This is a genomic window from Listeria floridensis FSL S10-1187 (genome assembly GCF_000525875.1).
Taxonomy (GTDB): Bacteria; Bacillota; Bacilli; order Lactobacillales; family Listeriaceae; genus Listeria; species Listeria floridensis.
Window position 1 is genome coordinate 42,748 of record NZ_AODF01000019.1, and the last position, 21,925, is coordinate 64,672.

General features: G+C 41.6%; 16 protein-coding genes and 2 pseudogenes. 5 read left to right on the forward strand and 13 right to left on the reverse strand.

The window, feature by feature from the left end:
• Window positions 1–36: 36 nt before the first annotated feature.
• The 6 genes and pseudogenes from MFLO_RS08290 to MFLO_RS08315 all read right to left on the reverse strand — a co-directional run bounded on the left by MFLO_RS08290 (window position 37) and on the right by MFLO_RS08315 (window position 8,249).
• Complete coding sequence (locus MFLO_RS08290) at window positions 37–891, reverse strand: diguanylate cyclase domain-containing protein (RefSeq protein WP_036097455.1); 855 nt, start codon at window positions 889–891, stop codon at window positions 37–39.
• Window positions 892–904: 13 nt separating this feature from the next.
• Window positions 905–2,962 (reverse strand): cellulose biosynthesis cyclic di-GMP-binding regulatory protein BcsB, encoded by a 2,058-nt coding sequence (locus MFLO_RS08295; protein ID WP_036097456.1) that lies wholly within the window; start codon window positions 2,960–2,962, stop codon window positions 905–907.
• 10 nt (window positions 2,963–2,972) lie between these two features.
• Window positions 2,973–4,223 (reverse strand): glycosyltransferase family 2 protein, encoded by a 1,251-nt coding sequence (locus MFLO_RS08300; RefSeq protein ID WP_036097459.1) that lies wholly within the window; start codon window positions 4,221–4,223, stop codon window positions 2,973–2,975.
• Between the two features lie 10 nt (window positions 4,224–4,233).
• Window positions 4,234–5,742: a DUF2334 domain-containing protein gene (locus tag MFLO_RS08305; protein ID WP_036097460.1), complete on the reverse strand. Its 1,509-nt coding sequence runs from the start codon at window positions 5,740–5,742 to the stop codon at window positions 4,234–4,236.
• Complete coding sequence (gene wsfD / locus MFLO_RS08310; RefSeq protein ID WP_036097479.1) at window positions 5,732–7,255, reverse strand: glycan biosynthesis hexose transferase WsfD; 1,524 nt, start codon at window positions 7,253–7,255, stop codon at window positions 5,732–5,734. The genes MFLO_RS08305 and wsfD overlap by 11 nt, the downstream gene beginning before the upstream one ends.
• 242 nt (window positions 7,256–7,497) lie before the next feature.
• Window positions 7,498–8,249, reverse strand: a pseudogene (locus MFLO_RS08315) (MurR/RpiR family transcriptional regulator).
• A gap of 207 nt (window positions 8,250–8,456) precedes the next feature.
• On the opposite strand from MFLO_RS08315, the gene MFLO_RS08320 reads away from it, so the two are divergent.
• Window positions 8,457–9,779 carry a 6-phospho-beta-glucosidase gene (locus MFLO_RS08320; protein WP_036097461.1) on the forward strand — a complete coding sequence of 441 codons (1,323 nt, stop codon included), beginning with the start codon at window positions 8,457–8,459 and terminating at the stop codon, window positions 9,777–9,779.
• Window positions 9,780–9,838: 59 nt separating this feature from the next.
• Here the strand turns inward: MFLO_RS08320 and MFLO_RS08325 are convergent.
• Window positions 9,839–10,271, reverse strand: a pseudogene (locus MFLO_RS08325) (universal stress protein).
• 143 nt (window positions 10,272–10,414) lie between these two features.
• On the opposite strand from MFLO_RS08325, the gene MFLO_RS08330 reads away from it, so the two are divergent.
• Together MFLO_RS08330 and MFLO_RS08335 are read left to right on the forward strand one after the other, a co-directional pair.
• On the forward strand, window positions 10,415–10,867 hold the full coding sequence (locus MFLO_RS08330; protein ID WP_036097462.1) for a MarR family winged helix-turn-helix transcriptional regulator: 453 nt from the start codon (window positions 10,415–10,417) through the stop codon (window positions 10,865–10,867).
• Window positions 10,868–10,879: 12 nt separating this feature from the next.
• On the forward strand, window positions 10,880–11,239 hold the full coding sequence (locus tag MFLO_RS08335; RefSeq protein WP_036097463.1) for a Lin0512 family protein: 360 nt from the start codon (window positions 10,880–10,882) through the stop codon (window positions 11,237–11,239).
• A 108-nt stretch (window positions 11,240–11,347) separates the two neighbouring features.
• On the opposite strand, the gene MFLO_RS14650 is transcribed toward MFLO_RS08335, so the two are convergent.
• The 4 genes from MFLO_RS14650 to MFLO_RS08355 form a co-directional block, all read right to left on the reverse strand.
• Window positions 11,348–15,004, reverse strand: coding sequence for an Ig-like domain-containing protein (locus tag MFLO_RS14650; RefSeq protein WP_051993561.1), 3,657 nt, complete (start codon window positions 15,002–15,004; stop codon window positions 11,348–11,350).
• Window positions 15,005–15,320: 316 nt separating this feature from the next.
• Window positions 15,321–17,159 carry a DUF3472 domain-containing protein gene (locus MFLO_RS14655; protein WP_051993562.1) on the reverse strand — a complete coding sequence of 613 codons (1,839 nt, stop codon included), beginning with the start codon at window positions 17,157–17,159 and terminating at the stop codon, window positions 15,321–15,323.
• Window positions 17,160–17,469: 310 nt separating this feature from the next.
• Window positions 17,470–17,952, reverse strand: a complete 483-nt coding sequence (locus MFLO_RS08350) for a methylated-DNA--[protein]-cysteine S-methyltransferase (RefSeq protein ID WP_036097465.1) — start codon at window positions 17,950–17,952, stop codon at window positions 17,470–17,472.
• A gap of 24 nt (window positions 17,953–17,976) precedes the next feature.
• The gene (locus MFLO_RS08355) at window positions 17,977–18,789 is read right to left on the reverse strand and encodes an HAD family hydrolase (protein WP_036097466.1); all 813 of its coding nucleotides are present in this window, start codon (window positions 18,787–18,789) and stop codon (window positions 17,977–17,979) included.
• Between the two features lie 286 nt (window positions 18,790–19,075).
• Here MFLO_RS08355 and MFLO_RS08360 point away from each other — a divergent pair, with 286 nt between their 5' ends.
• Together MFLO_RS08360 and MFLO_RS08365 are read left to right on the forward strand one after the other, a co-directional pair.
• Window positions 19,076–19,822 (forward strand): ABC transporter ATP-binding protein, encoded by a 747-nt coding sequence (locus tag MFLO_RS08360; RefSeq protein WP_036097468.1) that lies wholly within the window; start codon window positions 19,076–19,078, stop codon window positions 19,820–19,822.
• Window positions 19,819–20,562 carry an ABC transporter permease gene (locus MFLO_RS08365; RefSeq protein ID WP_036097469.1) on the forward strand — a complete coding sequence of 248 codons (744 nt, stop codon included), beginning with the start codon at window positions 19,819–19,821 and terminating at the stop codon, window positions 20,560–20,562. Before MFLO_RS08360 ends, MFLO_RS08365 begins: the two co-directional genes overlap by 4 nt.
• A gap of 238 nt (window positions 20,563–20,800) precedes the next feature.
• Here MFLO_RS08365 and MFLO_RS08370 read toward each other — a convergent pair whose 3' ends face one another.
• Entirely contained in the window at window positions 20,801–21,211 is a 411-nt protein-coding gene (locus MFLO_RS08370) for a hypothetical protein (RefSeq protein ID WP_036097470.1), read from the reverse strand.
• 55 nt (window positions 21,212–21,266) lie between these two features.
• The gene (locus MFLO_RS08375) at window positions 21,267–21,767 is read right to left on the reverse strand and encodes a hypothetical protein (RefSeq protein ID WP_149023007.1); all 501 of its coding nucleotides are present in this window, start codon (window positions 21,765–21,767) and stop codon (window positions 21,267–21,269) included.
• Window positions 21,768–21,925: the final 158 nt, after the last annotated feature.

Consider the following 21,925-nt stretch of genomic DNA (forward strand, 5'->3'; position numbering starts at 1 on the left):
AGACTTACAGCTTTTTTCACTTTAGTAAACTTTTTTCTACACATCATATTCCAATTCTTTTTCCGCTTGTTCGATAAAATCGAATGGCGTTTGAATTGTCTTCGGATCAAATACTTTTGCACCAATCCGTAGTTCAATCCGAACGCGGTATTTAGTCGCAAATTCATTATTATTCGCCTCAGCCACTCGTTCTTTTATCCGGTTCATCACTAGCTTGCTGCCAGGATCATCTGTAAGAAGAAGCAATCCCCATGTTGCTTCTTCTTTATCAAGCAGATAAAGCACATCACTTGTTCGGATTGATGACTCAAGCAGCGACGATATATCCTGCATGGCGATACGCATCTCTTCACTGCTCTGAAATCTTCTCAATTCTTTCCAGTGTCTCACCTTCACAATCAGCAAGCTGAGCGGTAAATCATAGCGTGTCGAAATGCTTGCAAAAATCGCTTCATCATTTTGAAAGGAAACAATATTTTTTAAAAGCGTATCCTGATCAATTGTTCCAAGATATTCATTTTGATTGCGAATACGTGCATTTTCCGATTGCAACTGTGTTGTATTGCGTGTAAATAAAAATACAGCAAGTGTCAAAAGTGGTGTCATAATCAGCCAAAAATAGGCGCTTGCCGAGTATTCCACGCCTTTCATCAAGCTCGTGAATAAAATGAAACTCGCATAACCGAAAATAAATACTACATTGAGCACTAAACCGAGCGTCAAATTCGTAAAATAAGTAATGACTGCGATTAATAGTGCCAATGTGAGGAAAATTAAATGATCGAGATACGTATCGGGATTACTCGCTACAAAAGCGATGCAAATGAAAGAAAGAAGGATGAAAAGTAAGAAACCAATATCAGTGATTAAATTTTCGCGATTTTTCTTCATAATTTCTCCTCCCTCATTTCTTCCGATATTTTCGAACTAAAAGAACGACTGCAACAACTAGAATTCCAAGAGCAAGAGCTGCAACAATAAGAAAAGGAACCGCCGAACTATTTTCTTCAAGCGCCCGTTTTAAGTTGAACGATTCAGTATCACCCGCAACTTTTTTGAAACGATAGGCGTGAATATTTTCATCTTGATCAATCAACACCCCGTCCCCATATGTCTTGCTGAGCATTTCACTCGAACTCAGTAGCGTCGAACCTAGTTCAGTCATCTCAGGTGTTGCTCCAGTGACAGCTAATAGCGCTCGATTTTTATTATAGACAGATGGAAGTAGTTGGACACTTCCGATGCGGTCGCCATAACTCGAATCAATTTTCATTTTTTCATTGGAAACAAACCTTGTTCCAGTCTTGTTATAGGCAAAGTACAAATTTGGATTGGCTTTTTTGAGAACTTGATTGCTCGTCATCTTTCCAATCGCAATCATGTTTTGTTTGTTATTTTGGTTCGTAAGATTTTTACTATTTACCACATTAAGCGTTCCATTGTTACCGTCTGTAAACTGACCGAGCAAGTTAAATAAATTTTCAAGTGTTGCCAGTTCAGTTAAACCAACTTTATTCGGTAAAACAACAAGCGTATTCTCATAAGCGCCGTCTGTAATAAACGGATATGGATAGTAGTTAAATAGAAGCTCTTGTTTCTCGCTCGTATGGAGATCAAATGTTGTATCCGACGTTACATAGCCCCACGGAATTTCTGAATCTCCGATAAAACCGCAATAATTATCTTCTAGAATCAAATCAAAAGCAACTGTAACATTAAAATTACCGATGATATTCATGTCCTTCGGTACATTAATCGTAAAACTGTCGTTATTCGCTTTATCTGCCGTCAGTTTCTTACTGCCAATCGGCTTGCCATTAATTAAAATGGTCACAAGAGAATGTTTGAAATCCAAGTTTTGCGAATAACGAAAGCGCAGATTCACTTTTGTACCATCAGCAACCATTCGGTTCGAAGGAACTTTGACGAAGTATTCCTGCTCCACATGCCCAATGCCCTTCACTTTATCCCCCGCATAACTTAGCTTGATTTCACGGTCGATTTTCGTTTTTTCCGTCGCCACATCTTCATCTTGCTTCACCCACTTTTCATCTGAACCAAGCTGTGCCGTCAAATCTTTATTCGCGAGTAAACGCCCGGCCGTCTCAAGTGCCGCATCATTTTTTGATGTCACGATCAGAATGTGCTTGCCGCTATGATTCACAAGCTTCACAAGCGCTTCTTCTTTCAAGCGGCTGCTGTCTGTCACATCATTTTGAAAGTCAGCATCCAGATTTTTAAACTTGGCAATCACCAGCTGATAATCTGTTTTTCCGCGTCGCTCGCTGTCCGCCACACTCGAAAATCCAAGCGCTTCATCATCAAGCGGATTTCGTGCCGCATAAGCGGACAACGCGCGCAAGCCGCTTTCCAGTTCCGCATCTGTATTCTTCGCAGAGGTGAAGATGCCGCTCCAATGGTTTTTCACCGTGTCAATGCCGGTGAAACGCTTGCTGAAATCTGCGATCGTATTTTTAAAAGCCCGTTCGTTATACTGTACGTTGATGGTCGTTGCTTTATCAATATGTAGCCAGTTGGCAGGTGTTTCATCAATCGTACAACGTTCATCAGACAACGTCGTATACACATAGCCTTCAATTGTCAGGACATTGGCACCCTTTTTCAGCTTGTTTTTTGGTACTTCGACTTCAATTTCTTTCGTCCCTGGATCATTTTTATCCGGTTTAAATGAGTAAAACGGTACATCATTGATGCTAAAAGTAATGGTAGAAGCCTCTTGTTCAAGAAGCTGTGTTACTTTATAGATCATTTTAAACTTGACCGAATCTGTGTCCCAGTAATCTTCAAGCGTAAAATTTTGTTTCGTTGTTGTGTATTTTCCCCGTGCATCCTGGTCGTTTCCTAAAACAAACTGATAGGAATGATCGGCCGCTTCGGCATGTAAATTGGCAAAGAATAACAAGGAACAGCCAAGCAATAATCCTGCCAGTACTTTTTTCATAGTTTCCCTCCTAAAATCGCTCTGTCTTGTACCATTTTGTCTCCCGTTTTAAAATCGTATCTTTTAAAAATATATAAAAACCATAAGCTGCGACAATCATCCACAACTGGCAGTAAGTCACATACATCAATAAGATATAAAAGAAATTGGATAGCGAAATTTCGTCTTTTTCTGTCGAAAGCGTGATGAACGTTCCGGTTACAAATAAAATAATCGCAAGTATCCAAAGCGTTGAGCTGAACCCGGCGAGCGTTGTATGGACGTAGCCAAGCAAATGCAAGATGAGCAGTGTATCACTTAATAAAAGCGAGCTTAGTAGCAAAAAGTAAATTGATAAAAAATATAAAATATCGAAACGAATACGACGAGCTGATTTTTGGAACAGTAGCGGTACATTTTTAAGAATGACATAGATATTACCTTTTGCCCAGCGCGAGCGTTGTTTAAACCAAACTGGCAATGTTTGCGGTTCTTGTTCCCATGTCACGGCTTTGGATTGGAATTTGATGCGGTAGCCCATCATATAAATCCGAAAACTGATTTCTGTATCTTCGGCAACCGCTTTGACATCCCAGCCACCGATTGCTTCGAGAATTGATCTGCGAACAATGAAATTCGTCCCAGGAATTGTACAAAGCTTAAAGAGCGACCAGCGTCCTGCTTGCGCCATCCACTGAAATGATAAGGTTTCGATATTGATAAAGCGCGTCAGCCAGCTCGCATCACGATTCCTAGTGCGGAATTTTCCGATCACAGCGCCGAGTTTGGCATCATGTGTGATTTCGCCGACTAAGTAGCGGAGCGCTGTTTTTTCAGGCGTATTGTCTGCATCATAAATGGCAATATACTCACCTCGGCTCGTTTCAAAGCCGATATTAAGTGCATTTGACTTGCCTTTCCCACCGGTTTCCGCATCCGTGTTGATCACGGTAAAAAAGCGATCTGGATAACGTTTTTTCACTTCTGCAAGCAGTTCAGCACTATTATCTGAGGAATTATCATTGATTACGATCACTTCATAGCGATCATGCGGATAGTCAAATGCAAGCAGCGATTCAACCGTTTTGACGATCACTTTTCCTTCGTTATGTGCGGGCACCATGATCGACACAAACGGGGCTTCCCCTTCAACTTGAGGGACGGCACGGCGTTCATTGCGTAAATAATACACATAGCCGGCGACAATCAGCGCAATATTCACAAGCAGCAGTCCCCATATACAAATTACTGCAAAAAGTGAAATATAATCGGCAGCAGTCATTTTTCATCCCTCATTTCATATATTTTCGGCGGTACATTTGATAACCAAAGATAAATAACACGACAAATACAAACAGCGTAATGCTAATGATCACACTAAAAACCTTTGATTGGACGGAAAAGAATCCGGTTAAAGATGCCGCTTCTTTCTGCTTAGATGCACTAGCCAATTTATCCTCTTGCATATTTGGATCAAGTGCGGCTCCATCAATCGTGATATAACCGTTTTCTGCTATAATTTGATCTTCGCTCGTTGTAACTTTTCGATCCACATCAGCAAAATCATTCAGCGAAAGCATCTTCAGCCACTTCACGGCTTCTTTCAGTGCATGATCTGTTTTGAAAAGCGAAAACCCGATCGCAATATCAACTGGGAATGATCGTTTCTCAGAAAGGGTATCAAGCATTCCTTCATAGTCTGAACCGTCTATATAATACGGGGCTGAATCAAGTGCCACCGTTTGGTTCGTTTCTTTCGTAAAAATTACTCTTTCATCTGGAAAGAAAATTCCGGCTGAAAATGGGCTAAGTCCTTCTGTTTGATAAACTTGATCGCGTAGCCAGTAGTTTTCTGCACTGACACCAAGGGGAGCTACTTCATTTTCAGCAAAAAAGCGAATTGCAGTTTTCATTACAGATGTAAGTTCACCTTGCGGGCTGTCGCCATACGTAACGACCGGCACATTCAACACCATTCGCCCGCCTCGTGTCTCCACATATTTTAAAAGGTTCGCGTAGTTTTTCGCAGCTGGCAACTTGGTGTTCTCAAAGACTGGACCAGCGCTAATGACAAATGGAATACCTGCTTCATAGAAGGCATCAGCCGTTTTTTTTACACGTTCAAAGTCGACAAATGGATTCACATCACGGATAACAACGAACTGCGCACGGCTTACTTTTAACCCATAAAATTTTTGAACGACATCGAGAAAAGCAAGCTCGCTTGGCGTTCCTTTCCAGAAAAAACTTGTGTAAATATCTTGTCCTTGCTTCACAGCAAAAGCTTGGTTTGAAAATTCATCCGTGTGAAGCGAACCGATTTTTTCGCCTTGAAAGTCCGTGATAATAGTAGCTTCTTTCACGAGAAATGGTGTCAATTCGCGTCCTTCAGCATTTTTAAGTCCCAGCGAAACGTCTTGAACGTCATGCGTTGTTAAATGCATCCGGTTGCTGAACCATTCTGGCGGATTTTCACCGACCAACATAATTGGAGTCTCAGCTTGTTCAAGCGCCGCGCTAATCTGTTCCGGCAATGCATCCGGTTTGTTTTTAAGAACAATAATGTGCTGATACACGTTCAAATCGAATTTTTCTCGAATGGATGCAAGCTTCACGGTTTTTCCCGCCGAGGCAAGCATCCGCATTAATGTCTCAACATTATCTTTATTTTGCGATTCCTTCCCTAGACTATCATAAATCACAAGAGTATCCGGATGCTCCGCTTCTTTCGCGTGTCCATCTAATGGAAAGGCAAGCAGCAAAATTGCTAGGAGTATCAGAAAAAAACGCTTATTTGCCATTTTTTGTGCGCCTCCTTTTCTGCCATTTTTTCGCTAAGTAATCAACAAGCGAAGTCAGCACCATCAGAAGCGCAATATCATAGCAGACATTAAATAAAAACTCATGTTTTTCAAGATCGGCTTCCCCGTCGCCGACAAGCGTAATCAATAAAACGGCGAATCCAGTTCCAATTAAAACCAGTACTAGATCAAAACGTAGCAATCCGCGGTAATCTTGCAGCCTGAAGCGAATCAAAAGTCCACGTCCGTACCCAATTAAGAGAGCCACAGCAAGCAAAACAATCATCCCGATAGAAGAGGGAGCTAAATTCGGCTTAAAGTTGCTATAAAGCGTAAAGAACTGAGTCTTTTCACCAAAAGGCTTACCGACACTTTTTTCATAGTTTCCCATTTCATTCGGCCGAATTTGGAAGGAATGCTTAGCAGACAAGTTCAGCAAGGATAAAAATTCGTCAGGGTGTGTCAAGTAAAATTGCAGAACAGGTACAAAGCCATATTCTTCATAAAACTCTTTTTCAAGAAACGGATCATCCGGATCAATCATTTTATACTTTTGATAATAAGTTGTTCCTTTTAAAAGTGCATACTGCTCATTCATTCCCATATCTTTTAAAGCTTGCTCTGGTTCTTTAGATTCTAATAAAATACCACGACTCATTGTTTGATATTGATTAATTGTAACAAAGGTTTTCGGAATGAAAGCATACATCAGCACACCGGTAACCAGAATAAGCACAAGAGAAATTACGACGCTTATGCGAAACTTCTTTTCTCTTGTTAAAAAAACGAAAAGTATTCCGAGTACGCTGAGAATGAGAGCCATGGGAGAATTTTGCTGTTTTACGGTGACAAGTAAGAGGCTCGCTACGGTAAAAAGCCCAAGTAAAAAATAATCGGGGTAACGTCTTGTGTAAAATAAAAGAAATGAAGCGGCGATCAACATCATAGCAATCAACATGATCCCCTCGCCGAAAAAGGAATTAAAGTAAGCGAGATAAGCTGTATCGCCGAAGATCAAGACAGCAAAAACGGCTACTACGTATCTTCTAGCACCTGACAGCTTAGCAGTAAGTCCCTCCACCAACAAATAAACGGTGGGAATGTACAAGGAGAACTGGACTGCTGCAAGGAAGCGCACATCAAATACTTCTGTTGAAAAGAATAATTTATTGAAAAAAATAGCCAGTTGAATGAATAGGCTTTGCGAAGAAATGAATGCAGCGCCTTGTTCATTAAAGTATTGGTAAATACCAAACTGCTTCACAAAATAACCAAACTGCGAAGCATCATAACCAGACTGGTTGACATAAAGGCCATTGCTTGAGAATACACGAAAGAAATCGCCATTATCCGCTATTCCAATATATGGCGGGATAAACAGTACAATGATGCCAACAACGAGAACACCAAGTGCAGCAGTTGCTCCGGGAGTCAAAAATGATAGCAGACGCATAAAGAACAGCTTGATATCTTCGGATTTTCGTTTTTTCCTTGTTCTCGCTGCTCGCGGCATCATTTTTCATCCCTCTTTTCTATCTTCCCCTAGATATTGTATTACATTTATCAAATTTAAACTTTAAAAAAGCAATCAAATTTTTGATTGCCTCCTCATGATGTGATATTCATAATTACTTATTTATTATATCAAAAAACAGGCGATATGTTACATTTTTTCAAATAACATTTCGCATTTTATTGAAACTGCTGAAAAACAGCTTTTTTATTAACTTTTACACCTGATTCTGCGAACACTTTCTAGTTTTCCTGATCAATTTGACGCCTGATTTCTCGCGCGATACATTCAATCGTATAGAGTGCAGGAAGCTGCGACGTTATATTAGCGTCTTGATACATTTCTTTGTTGATATAGTAGGCAATGTTGGCATCTGAAAGTCGCGCAATCGTCGATTTTGAACTGTTTGTGATCGAGATGACATGGCATTTTTGAGTTTTAAGTTCATGGATGTAACGGATGATATCTTCATTTTCACCATCGACTGAAACGGCTACAAGACAAATTTTATCAGATAGTTTACTTGAAAGATGGTAAAACGGGTGATTAAGCGGATCTTCGATATGAAGTGCAAGAGTAAATAATGAGGAAAAATAAAGGGCTCCATATTCAGCAATAACACCTGAGGAACCAATTCCCGCGAACAAGACCAGCTCGGATTTCCGAAGGATTGCAACTGCCGCTTGAAGTTGGCTTTGGAACTCATCCCCGGCTGTCCTTTTTTAAAAAAATCAATGTATGTTGTTTCATCCGACATGTCAATCGCAATTCGGCGTTGCTTTTCAGCGTATAATTTCAATTTGACGCGAAATTCCGAAAAACCATTGCATTTAAACTTGCGGCAAAAACGTAAAATCGTTGTGGTACTGACATGCGTCTCGTCCGCCAAATCGCGAATCCGCATGTACACGACTTGATTCAGATTTGCGGTAATGTAATTATAGATTTCTAATTCAGTATCATTTAGTTCGATATTTTGTTCCAAAAACAGCATCCCAATCCCTCCTTTCGTCATTTTACCATGTAACACCTTGTTACTCAAATGTGACAATTTCCATCTTTGAAAATGCTTACCTAAAAGTGGAAAAAGGCTAGCTTTTTTCTGTTATTCTTTCTATACTTGATCTTGTAAAGAACAAACGTAAACAAAATAGAAAGCGCAATCACAACTGATGCGCCTAAAATATTGGAGGAAGCGATTATGAAAAAAAATGGTATCAAAATTGCAACAATCGGCGGCGGTTCGAGCTACACACCTGAACTTATTGAAGGCTTTATCAAGCGCCAAGCAGAACTTCCTGTACGCGAACTTTGGCTTGTAGATGTCGAAGCAGGTAAAGAAAAACTTGAAATCGTCGGTAATCTTGCAAAACGGATGGTGAAAAAGGCTGGAGCTAATATCGAAATTCATTTGACGCTCGACCGAGAAGAAGCTTTGAAAGACGCAGACTTCGTCACAACGCAACTCCGTGTCGGCTTGTTGGACGCTCGTATTAAAGATGAACGCATTCCAAATTCACACGGCGTTGTCGGGCAAGAAACGAACGGACCTGGCGGTATGTTTAAAGGCCTCCGTACAATCCCTGTTATTCTTGATATTTGTAAAGATATGGAGCGACTTTGTCCGGATGCTTGGCTGATTAACTTCGCAAATCCTGCAGGAATGGTAACAGAAGCTGTGCTACGCTATAGTAATCAGAAGAAAGTAGTCGGATTATGCAACGGGCCAATTGGTATCGAACGCAATATCGCTGAAACGCTTGGTGTTGATCCATCTGATATCTACGTGGAATTTGTTGGGCTTAATCACATGGTTTTTGCGAAAACGGTTTATTATCAAGGGAAAGATGTAACGCGCGACGTTGTTTATAAAATGACGGAAGGCGATTCTGGTTCTACACTGAAAAATATTAACGCTACTGGTTGGGATAAAACATTCTTGCGTACGCTTAATATGATTCCGATCGATTACTTGCGTTACTACTGGCAAACGAAGCAACAGCTTGAAGATCAAGAAAAAGCGTATGCGGAACATGGCACACGCGCAGAAGTTGTGAAAAAAGTGGAAGCTGAACTTTTTGAGCTTTATAAACAAGAAGAATTGGCTGAAAAACCAAAACAACTTGAACAACGCGGTGGAGCTTATTATAGTGAAGCAGCATGTAATTTAATCAACTCGATTTATAATGACAAACGTGATATTCAAATTGTTAATACACGCAACAACGGCGCTATTCTTGATATCGATCCAGATTCTGCGATTGAAACAAACTGTGTGATTACGCGCCAAGGTCCAATCCCACTAGCAAGCGGACATCTTCCTATTGCAATCAACGGGATTATTCAAGAAATCAAAACGTTTGAACGCTTGACTGCTGAAGCAGCAGTTACAGGCGACTACGATAAAGCTCTTCTTGCAATGACGATCAATCCGCTTACTCCAAGTGACGCAGAAGCTCGTGTACTTCTGGATGAACTGCTTGAAGCACACAAAGAATATTTGCCAAATTTCTTTAATAAATAAGTATGATGTAAAAAACCCGGCGGCTAAGTATCTCTCAGCCGCCGGGTTTTTACTATCCTCTATCTTGCAATCAGTGTATCCACTTCGGCATGCGCCAAAATGTATGTCGAGATACTTCCAAGCACAATCTTCTCCACCCGGTTCAGCCCCGTTGCTCCGACTACAATTAAATCTGCATGAAATTCATCTGGAATATCTTTAGCAAGAATAAGTTTCGGATTTCCGCTTTCCACATAAGTAACGATTTCTTTAATCCCTGCTCGCTCCGCTATAACACGGTATGCTCCAACACGCTCTTTTGCAAGATCTGCCGCCCGCTTTTCAAGCGTTCCGTCATACGAAATATTCGGTGAAAACGATCTTAAATCCACTACACTGGCTACTGCAAGTGCTGCTTCATATTTTTTTTGCTAGTTCGAGCGCTTTTTGAAAAGCCCGATCCGCTTGATCTGATCCATCCACCGCTACTAAAATACGTTTATAATTTTCCATACCCTAACCTCCTAAGTTGAATTCCCTGTTTTTCTTTACCCGCATTCCTCTTCCCTTACGCCTGTTTTCATAAAATCCTTTCTTTTTTTCTGATGATTCAAGCTGTGCTATACTTAATTTATCGAACAAAAAGGGGTAAAAAAATGGATAGCGAAAAACAGCTTCATCAGCAAATCGCATTGTTTTATTTAGCTTGTAAAACATTTAGCGACACAACAGATACGCTCATTACTACACATGGATTAAGCCGGCTTCATCACCGCATCTTGTTTTTCACTGCTAGAATTCCAGGTGTTACAACCGGTGAGCTGATTAAACTACTTGAGATTTCAAAGCAAGCACTACAAAAACCATTGCAAGATTTAAAAGAAAAGGGACTGCTTCACATCGGCATGAGCGAACAAGACCGAAGAAAGCGAACACTATTCCTCACATCAGCAGGGCTTCGTCTCATAAGCGAACTTGACTCGGTTCAACGCAAACAACTTGGCGATGCACTGAAAAATGCAGGTGATCCAAAAGGAAAAATATTTTCGGCGGTGCTAAAAGAATTCGCTAAAAATCGTTCAGGAATGCCATTTATTGATCAATTTTAGGAGGTAAATAAGATGGAGAAATTACTTTTTATTCAAACTGGATTTGGCGTAGATGTTCATGGACAAGATGTCACAAAAGCAGCAGTACGTGCTGTCCGACATGCAATCTATCACAATTCAATGCCAGGAATCGAAGCAATGCTACCGGATGGTGATTTAAATAAGATGATCGTCCGCGTTAAGCTCGCCGTTCCGACCGATAAAGATACCGTTGACAAATCCGAAATTAAAAAACTGATCCCATACGGATCGGTTGAAGTAGAAGTCATGGATGGCGGTATGGTCACAACGAGTGGTATTTTTCTTCCCGACAAACAAGATAAAAATGAAATGATGTACATCGTGAACGCTTCCGTAGAAACAGGTTATTGACCAAAGAATAACCCCTGCTTGGTAAAAACTAGGCGGGGGATTTTTTTTGCTCAACAAAAAAGGATAGGGGGCGTCCCGCCCCCTATCTCCTTGCAATTTTGACTTGTTTTAAAACACTACTTCAATGCGGGCTTGTTCCACATAACGGCTGTCAACACCAACAAGCTCCACTTTGTCGCCTGCTTTAATAAAAGAGGCAATACTTGTGAACTTAAAATTTCCGGCTGTATCAGTTACCGCTTGTTTCTGAACAATACCATTTACGAAAAGACGTACCTTGGCAATTCCTTTTCCAAAAGTTCCAGTCAAATCAGCTTGATTTAATTTGTACGGATTAGCAGTAAGTGCATATATCTCTGCTCCACTTTGTTTCACTGCTACACTAATGCTTGCACGTTGAACATACTGCGTATCAACCGCTACGATTTCAACCACATCAGATGCAGAAGCGATAAATTGCGCCGCATTCGTAAACGTATAATTTCCAAGCGCATCCGTCATTGCTTGTGCAACAATTGTTCCATTCACTTTCAAACGCACTTTCCAAAGATCTTTGCCAATCGTTCCAGTGATTGACGTTGAAGCTCCGATCTCATACGGGTTTTGGCTAACCGTTAGAGCATAGTTAAATGTATTATTTTCTACAGCAACCGTTTCGCGCACCTGTTCCGCGTAGCGACTATCTACACCGACAATTTCAACCTTATCACTTGCACTCGTAATATATTTTTCAACATTACTGAATGTATAAGTGCCCGATGAATTTGTTGTGGCTTGCGCTACTACTTTACCATTTACCCACAGGCGGACACGGAAAATATCTTGGCCAAACTTCCCAGTAAGTGTACTACTCCCAAGTTTATAACTTGTAGGAACAGTAAGCGAGAAGTCCGCGGCTTCTTCCCCTTCCACAGTTACAGCCTTGCGAATTTTTTCTGCATAGCCGCTATCCACGCCGACAATCTCAACAAGATCTGTTTTCTTTGAAATATACTGAGCCGCATTGTTAATCGTGTAATTTCCAAGCGCATCTGTTACAGCTTGCGTTACGACTTTGCCGTTTACCCAAAGGCGAACACGGAAAACATCCTTACCGAATGTGCCTTTGATCGTGCTGCTTCCAATCGTGTATCCAGCTGGAACCGTCAAGCTGTAATCCGCTTTTGCTGAAGCCCTAACTATTGCAGTCACTTTATCCGATTTTTTGCCGTTTAAAGAAGCTGTTACTTCAACTTTTGCCCCTGCTTGCAGTGCCACAATCGAAATCGAATACTTTCCATCTGTATCTGCCTTGCCAGAATAAGTCAAAACACCGCCATCAGCTCTTGGAATTGCAAGTTCAATAGAAGCATTCGGCGCGGCAGTCCCACTTACAGCCGTATCCGTATCCAAAATTTCATTTACAGTCGGCGTTAATAGCGGCGCCGCCAAAACAGTTTGACTAACACGCTCGCTCATGTTTCCAGCCTTATCCATAACTGCAACCTGTATGACCGAGTTTACCACTTGTTTAGAAATTACTACTTGATAGCGTCCATTTCCATCCGCACCTCCAGCAGTAATCATATTGCCAAACGTATCATAGACAATAACAGTCGCATAAGGCTCAGCGGTTCCCGAAACGATTGTTGAATCTTCCGTGAGCGGATCAATCGTTGCCTTTTCTGGTGGCGTATTATCCGTTACTGTTAACGTACTTTTCGGACTTGTCAATGTCCCTTTTTTCGCCACAGCAGAAATTACCGTTCCAACCTTTTGCTTAGAAATCGCAATTTTAAATTTCCCATCCGAATCTGCAGTTCCTTCAAATGCCAAGTAACCGCCGCTTTCATGTGGAATTATGAGTTCAACCAATGCCCCAGGTGTTGCCGTACCTTCGACAAACATATCGCTATCGCCGACTGGCTTTACGACCGGAGCAGCAAGCGCCGCACTGCTTACCGTAGTTGTCTTCGCTTCGCTCGTGTTTCCAGCTGCATCCGTTGCCGTCACGCTTAAAATCGTTCCTGCTTTTTGGGCAGAAATAATAAGCGAGAACTTACCGCTTGCATCCGCATTTCCCTCTGCAATTTTGTTACCATTTACACTGATTTGAACTAAAGAATTTGCTTCTGCTTGTCCTTTTACCAAAGTATCATTTGATGTCACTGGATCAACAGAAGGCATATCTGGAGCCGTTTTATCCGTAACCGTGACTGTTGCTTTATCCGAATAGACTTCCTCAACCACCGTATAAACGTCTATCTTCGTTCCAGCCGGCCATTTTCCAATATCAATACTGAAAGTACCTGTTTGGTCTGTTTCCCCCGTTTTAATCCATGTGCTTCCATCCGATTCTTCAATCCGTACTTCAATACCAGCAAACAATTCAGATTCCCCTGTAAGAACCGCATCTTTATCAGAGATCGAATTAAGCATCGGTGTAGATACAAAAGTTCTTCCTTTCACGACTTGACTTACTGCTTCACTTTCATTCCCTGATTCGTCTATTGCAATTGCTTTTACAGTTGTTCCAACAGCTTGTTTAGGAATTACAACTGAGTAGCTTCCATCAGTAGCAGCCACACCTTCCCCAATCTTATTACCATTCACATAAACCTCTACCTTTGCACCAGCTTCTGTTTTTCCTGTAACCACTGTATAGGTTGCACGTATCGGGTCAAGGGTAATCGTTGGTGGTGTAATATCAAGTTTCCCCATCTCAATCGGTACACTAAATGATGCCGTTTGATCAAAAATATCTGTCACTTGCAGTGTAAGTGTATAGTCATTTCCCAGTGTAAGACTTTCACTTAAAGTCGATTGATAAGATTTAATATCCGTAATGGTTTTTACGATATTTTGATTTTTATCCTTAATATAAGCTGCAGCTTTAAATTGCGGAGAACTTGTATTTTCTAACTTCCAAAGTACATCTAATTGACCTGCTTCATATTTAGCTTGTATTTTATCAAATTTAATTTGTCCTCGATCAGGCATTGCAGGCTGATTAATCGTAAACACTTTGCCACTACCGATACTTGAATCTTGATTTCCTCCAGATTGGAACCAAAAATACTCAGAGGTCGCACCGCCATCCCAATTTGAAGCATTTTTCGCTTGGCTTGCCACTTTTTGTGAGTTCCATGAAACCCAAGATTTCGTCTGATAATTGCGGTTATAACCATTTTTAATACGAGCACTACGTAAAGCGTCTGGAGTATTCCACCAGTCTTCTTGAAACATAAGTGATCCATAGTTAAAGTAGACACTTGCAACTGGGAAATCTAACACCGCAATTTGCTCCCAAACCCCTGTTTGATTGTCGCGAACCCATTGACCAAATTTAGATCGTCCATTTTCTTGCCAAGCACGCATCGTCATCGTGTACCATTCATTGTTATCCCACTTATAAGGAGTCGCCACATTCCGACCAGTACCTTCTCCACCGAAAAGCGAAGTCGTTGCATTAGGAAGCATATACTCTGCTAAGATCGGACTACTGACCGCAATCGGATCCCAGATCGCAAAATGAACCGTTCTAAGACCGTCACTAGTTGTCCCTGTTTTTTGTTGAAAGCCAGCATAACCTCCTCCTTCTCCTCCTTGATTCCAGTTGTGAACTGCCCAATACGTATAAGGTGGTGTAATAATTGGCGACCAGTCCATTGTAACAATATCTGCTTTTGTACTATTTGTAGGCGTAATATAAATACTCGGTGCACCTGCAGCCGAAACAGTATTTGCTCCTCCCAAAATCATGAACATCAGCACAAAAACTCCCATGATTTTCCCTCTAAACAACTTCATATGAAACTCCCTTTCTAGTAACGAGATTAGCTTCAGTATAGCATAGAATGAGCATTCGTTTGTGTCAGATTTATGAAGCAAAACTGCATCTTAAAACCATCTAATCCCAACTATATGTTAGTTAAATCTATTAACTTTCATATTTTTCACAGCATCAAAACCTAAATTTGAAAACTAAGTTATATCCTATATACTAGCTTATTTCTTATTAATTACTTAGACCTTCCTATATTGACAAACAAAAACCCGCCAATTGGCGGATTTTTGTTTGTCAATCATGCGATATTCACTTTCACTTCATAGCACTATCTACAAATAAAATCGTTGGATCACTCATATTACCTGCTTCATCCGTCACCATAACCATCAACATTGTACCGGCAGTCTGACGTGGAATGGAGATATTAAAATAACCATTTGCATCTATATTTCCTTCCGCAATCGGAACCCCATCTCCATTGATAATTAAAACCATGCCATTCGGCTCAGCCGTCCCTGTTACAAAGTCAGATGCGTCAGTCACAGGATCAACTATTGGAGCTTCAGGAGCTGACCAGTCCTCAACAGTAATAATTGTCGATTCACTTTGCTCAGCACCACTCCAAGCTCTAACAGCAATTTCTGTTCCGGCAGATTGTTGTGGAATTGAGACTTGAAACCTTCCATCAGCTCCAGCCGTACCAAAATAATTATTCGCTCCAATTGTAACCTGAATAGCTACACCTGGAACCGCTTCCCCTTTCACCACAGATTCAATGTCCTTTACCCTTTCAACCGATGGCTTCGGAACTTTTGTCTTTACTTCCGTACTTCCAATATTTCCTGCCGGATCCTTTGCTTCAACACGAATCATCGTTCCAGCGCGTTGGGCAGGAATTGCTAAAGAATAATTTCCTTTGTCGTCTGATCGTCCGCTAGCAATTTTGACATCATTCGCAAAAACTTCAACTAAAATATCTTTCTCCGTTTTTCCGGTTACTGTTGTTTGCATAATTAAAACTTCATCAACAGTCAGCTCAGGAGGAGTTGTATCTACTATATTTTCAATTTCAGTACTCATTTCAGTCGTCTGATCAAAGATATCAGTGACTTTAAGCGTAAGTTCCGAATTTTCAGGAAGATTTGGTCGAGCATCAAATTTTGATTGATACGATTTGATGCCTTCATATTCCTGAATCACGTTCCCATCCGCATCCTTAACCACAACTTCCGCTTTAAATTGCGGAGAACTTGTATCTACCAAGTTCCAATTGGCTCTTAACTCCCCGCCGTTCGTATAAACCGCATCCAAATCTTCGATAGTAATACTGCCTTTATCCGGCTCAGCTGGTTGATCAATCGTAAAGGTGGCTCCAGCACCAATATCCGAATTTTCATTTCCTCCTGCTTGGACCCAGAAATAGTCAGACATAGCACCACCATTCCAATTTTGATCATTTTTTTCCTGGCTTTCAATCTTTTGCGTGTCCCATGATGTCCATGACTGATTCACAAGACTTCGTCCGTAACCATTTTTCAATTTAGCACTCCTCAGTGCATCTGGTGTGTTCAACCAATCTTCTTGAAACATCATTGAACCGGAATCAAAATTTACATTGGTAACCGGAAAATCTAGAATCGCAACTTGCTCCCATTTGCCTGAATCATTATCCCGAATCCACTGACCAAATTTCGAGTGTCCGTCTTCTTGCCACGAACGCATTGTCATTGTATACCAGCTATTATTATCCCAAGGATAAGTCGTTGCCACATTGCGCCCCGTGCCTTCCCCACCAAAACGGCTTGTTGTCGAGTTCTCAGAAAGATACTCTGCTTCAATCGGTGTACTCGTTGATATCGGGTCCCAAATCGCGAAATGTAGCGTTCTTACACCACTTGCATCATTTCCCGTTTTTTGTTGGAAACCGGCATAACCGCCGCCTTCTCTGCCTTGATTCCAGTTATGAACCGCCCAGTACGTATACGGAGGTGTTTCAACCGGCGACCAGTCAATGCTGACAATATCCGAAGCCGATCGATCTTGAGGCGTCACATAAACCCCTGGCGCCCCAGCAGCTTCTGCATCAATTCCGCCTCCAAATAACATAATTCCTGCCAAAGTACCAACAGCTACTCCTACAAATCGTTTCATCTCTTCCCCTTCTTTCCCTTTTAATGCCGCCAGTATAGCATGAAAGCTAGAAAAGAATGTGTCATTTTTTTGAAGGGAAACTTCCTAAACAAACTTCTTTTTGCCGATTTTTCCCTATCAAATTTGTAGCACTTCACTTCTTTTTCAATCTAAATCGAAGCAAGTGTCAAAAAAAACATACATTGTTAAATATCCTCCATTTGTTAACTTTATATTATTTTTTCAAACAAAAATAACAATCTTGTTACCATTTCCACATTTTGCCTCTCTTTCAAAAAAAACAGCCTTAAAAAGGCCGTTTCCACGAATTTCATTTATTCTGAGCTTCAATTTCGAGCAGCTGACGTTTCATCTCAAGTCCTCCCGCATACCCCGTCAGTTTGCCATCCTTACCCACAACTCGGTGACAAGGAGTAGCAACCCAAACCGGATTTAAACCGATCGCTCTTCCGACTGCTCGAACCGCACCTTTTCGTCCGATTCGTTCCGCAATATCGCTATACGAAACCGTTTCCCCATAAGGAATATCGAGCAGTTCTTGCCAAACCCGAACAGCAAACGGTGTACCATGAAAGTCAACCGAAAAACTAAACTGCTTACGCAAACCGGCGTAAAACTCCTCAAGCTCAGCCTTCTCTGCCTCAAGAGCCGATTCGTCATAAACGAGCTGATCATCTGGAAATCCCTTTTCGTGCCAGCTTACGAGCTGTTCCGCATCATTTCCAATAAAACAAACCCCATTTTCTGTTTTTGCAATAACGAGACCCCGATCCTTCAAAGTGCCATAAAACATCGTCTCATCCTCCCTGTTGCTCCATTACTTATAAAAATATCCTTTTAAAAAGTGATAAACACCGTCACGTTCATTCGACTTCGTAACAAAGTCCGCATGTTCCTTGACGAGTTCCGAAGCATTTTGCATTGCAACACCCGTACCAGCCAGATCAAGCATCCCGATATCATTCTCACCGTCTCCGAATACAATCACATTTTCAAGCTTAACGTCAAGATAGGCAGCAAGCTGCTTCACCGCCACGCGTTTATCATAACCTTCCGCAAGCAGTTCAATATTATTTGTATTGGAGGATAAACAAGCCACACCAGAAATCGTTTCAAGCTGCTCACGCACCGCCCGAAGGTGCTCAAAATCATGATCCTCAATCACGATTCCGTTTACAATCAGCGGCGCCACTCTCCTAAAGTCTGCTTCCCTGTCCACCACAACATGCTTCGGCGCCGCAACCCGCGCTTTCGCATCCGAATCATACGATGCAAGTTTCCTTTCCCGATTTGAAAATACCGTATCTTCTGAGAAAAATGACACCAACACATTCTCATCTCGGCAAACCCGGTACACATCAAGTAAAGCTTCCGGTTTCATCTGCACCTTATAAATTTCCTTACCATCGCCGGCAATCGCGATCGAACCATTCGATGCAATTACACCGGCCTTATCGCTTACCGTTTCTGCGAAATAACGCGCCATATTAAAAAGTCGCCCAGTAGCCACCGAAAAATAATGCCCAGCATCGATCAAATCTCGAATCATCTGCTGATTTTTCCGTGAAATCGTATGATCCTTTCTGAGCAAAGTCCCATCCAAATCCGAACAAATCAAATGTTTTTCCACGCAGTTTCTCCTTTTCCATCTAAAAACTTTGAGTAACACTTCTTCGCCTCTTCATTGTAACGATAATTCCCAGATTTGTACATTCAAAAAAAGCTATTTTTCTTTTAAAACAAAAACAGCTTTATAGGAATAGAAATCCGTTATCTAAAGTTTAACTAACAATTTATAAACCATTTCACGCTCCCTTCTCTAACACACGATAAGACTCTCTTCAAAAACACAATTGCTTCCCTCTCACAAAACTCCTATAATAAACTAGAAGAAAGAAACCGAAGGAGTTAGTCAAATGGAGCAGGCGATCATTCTAGAAAACGTCAGTTACTCTTATTCACAAGAAAAGCCAGCTTTGATGGGCATAAATTTGCAAGTCCCATCTCATTCCAGCTGTGCAATTATCGGGCCATCAGGTTGCGGGAAAACTACTCTGCTTTATGCCTTAGCAGGGTTTATCAAGCCGCAAGCCGGTCATATTTCGATTTTTGGCGAAACACTTGATGCTTTTCCAAAAGAAGCAGGTATTATCTTGCAGGATTACGCACTTTTTCCGTGGAAAACGGTTTTTGATAATGTCTTTTTGGGGTTAAAATTACAAGGGAAAACGCGGAAGGGGGCGGAGGAACATGTTGCTCATCTTTTGCAAAAATTAGGAATTTACGAACTGCGTAGCAAGTATCCTCACGAGCTTAGCGGCGGCGAAAAGCAGCGGACTGCGATCGCAAGAAGTTTGATTCTTGATCCGAAAATTTTGCTGCTCGATGAAGCGACAAGTGCACTTGATGAAATGACGAAAGAAGAATTGCAAAATTTACTGCTTGAAATCCAGATTGAGCGCCGTACAACTATCGTCCAAGTGACTCACTCGATTCCAGAAGCGGTTTTTCTTGGGCAAAAAATTGTGATTATGCAGCAGGGGAAAATTCAAAAAATCCTTGAAAATCCCATTTTTGGCGACCTATATTTACGTAATCAGCCGGAGTTTTTTGAGATGTGCGCCAAAGTCCGCGAACACCTTCAGGAAGGAGCAAGTCTGTGAAAAAACAAATTCTCAGTGCTGCTACCGGCCTCGTGGGGCTATTCTTAATTTGGGAAGCTTCGCATCTTATTTTACAAAGCCCAGTTGTGCCTGCCCCGCACCAAACGCTGCTCGAATTTTTCATATCGCTGCCTGAACTTTTGCCCCACACGCTCAGCAGCCTTTACCGCATCCTAGTAGCTATCCTCGTCTCGCTTCTCATCGGCATTCCGCTCGGCATTTGGATTGGTGAAAGTAAGTGGGCAAATCGCTTGCTCTCTCCGCTACTTTATTTTCTTTATCCGATTCCAAAAGTAGCTTTTCTGCCGGTTTTCTTAATTTTATATGGGCTTGGCGACCTTTCAAAAATCATCTTAATTATTTGGATCATTGTCTTTCAAATTATTCTTTCGACGCGCGACGGCATTGCCCAAATTGACCCAAAACTGTATCTTGCGTTAGAATCCCTTGAAGCAAAACCTTTCGACAAATGGCGCCACCTTCTATTTCCAGCAATCTTGCCGCAAATCCTGAGCGGTCTCAGAGTTTGTATCGGCATTGCCCTCGCAACACTGTTTTTTGCAGAAAACTATGCAACGACATATGGCCTCGGTTACTATATCATGAATGCTTGGTCGGTGATCGACTATCCAGACATGTTTTGTGGTATCTTGATGCTTTCTCTGCTTGGCTTTTTGCTCTTTCAAGCAATTGACTGGCTGGAACGATTGCTCGTGCCTTGGCAAACCAAAAAGCGTTAAAACTAAGTTTGGGAAGGAAGATACTATCCTCTCCCAAAATCATAAAGAGCCATTACGTTAGAATCATTCTCTTCTACATAAAAAAAGAGTACTTCCGTAAACTACGAGGAAGTACTCTTTTTGATTGTTCGGATATAGTAGTCTTTTATTCAGGATATGTTTGTTTTCAGCAAGCTTATTTTTTACATGATTTACTTGAATAGACCAATCAAATACAGTAATACTGTCGAACAAATTTTTACCAAACTCTATATAAATCCTCTTGGCTCTGCTCGATATCCCGCGCATGTGTGGTCACCAACCACTCTTGCACCGCATCGCCCGTCATAGAGTCAAAGGCATCCTTCAATTGTCTTTGTAGAATATGTAATTCTTCTTGTACTTCGGCATATTTCTTCTGAATGTTTCTCATTTTGTTTGTCAAGTGAGCTTCTATACGATTGGCTCCTTGATTGACCGCAGATTTTAACTCGACTTTTTGTGCCTGCTTGATCAGGTCTCGTTCCGCATGTCTTAAACGAATTCGTTCACTCGGGGTTAAATCCTTGCTTTTAAGTCGTTCTCTTAAGACGCTAGCCTGATAGGTATAGTCCCCTGAAGCCTCTCCTCGGGCTCGTGCTCGTTCCCGTTCATACATATTCCCATACATCTGTGCGTCCTCCTCTATCTAGTTCATCTGAGCTGCTATCCAGTTCCCAAGTTCGTTATCTTGCTCTCGGATTTTTTTTGGCCGCATGCATTAATTCAGTTTGAAACGCCTTTAATTGCTTGATATTGCTTTCATTGGACTGATAAAACGCTTGAAACTTTTCTGGATCATGAAAGGTATACACACCATTGTGGTATTTCTTCGCTCGTTCGGTCAGGATTTCATCGACATCCCAGATGGTCAATTCACTAAACCGTGCGCCTTCTGCTGTATCCGCATTCAAGTTATTTCGTAAGGCTCTCGATTCCTGATTCACCTCATCCTCCAGGTCTTCCATTCGCTTTTGAATGTCTTGCATGATGGCCACAATCGTGTCGATCTTCCTCGCACGTTTGATGATTGCCTCCGGATTGACTTTCAGCTGTGCTGACCCGTCCGCGTTAAACATGCCGGCGAACGTATCCGTCATGTGTCCCGCAAGGGGAGCCGTTCCGAACTTAACACGTGGATTGGAATCCATTATAAACTGCTTCCCAATCACTTCGCCTCCTGGCACAATTTTGCCTACAGGATCTAGGCGATGGCGATAATCCGTGATGAGTCCTGCAAAATCGCCGTTTTTTCACAGCGGCTTGTTGTGCTTTTGAAAGTAATCGATACGGATTCGCTGCAGCATAGGTCACGGCTTTTTTCTTCAGCTGCACCGCCATAAAA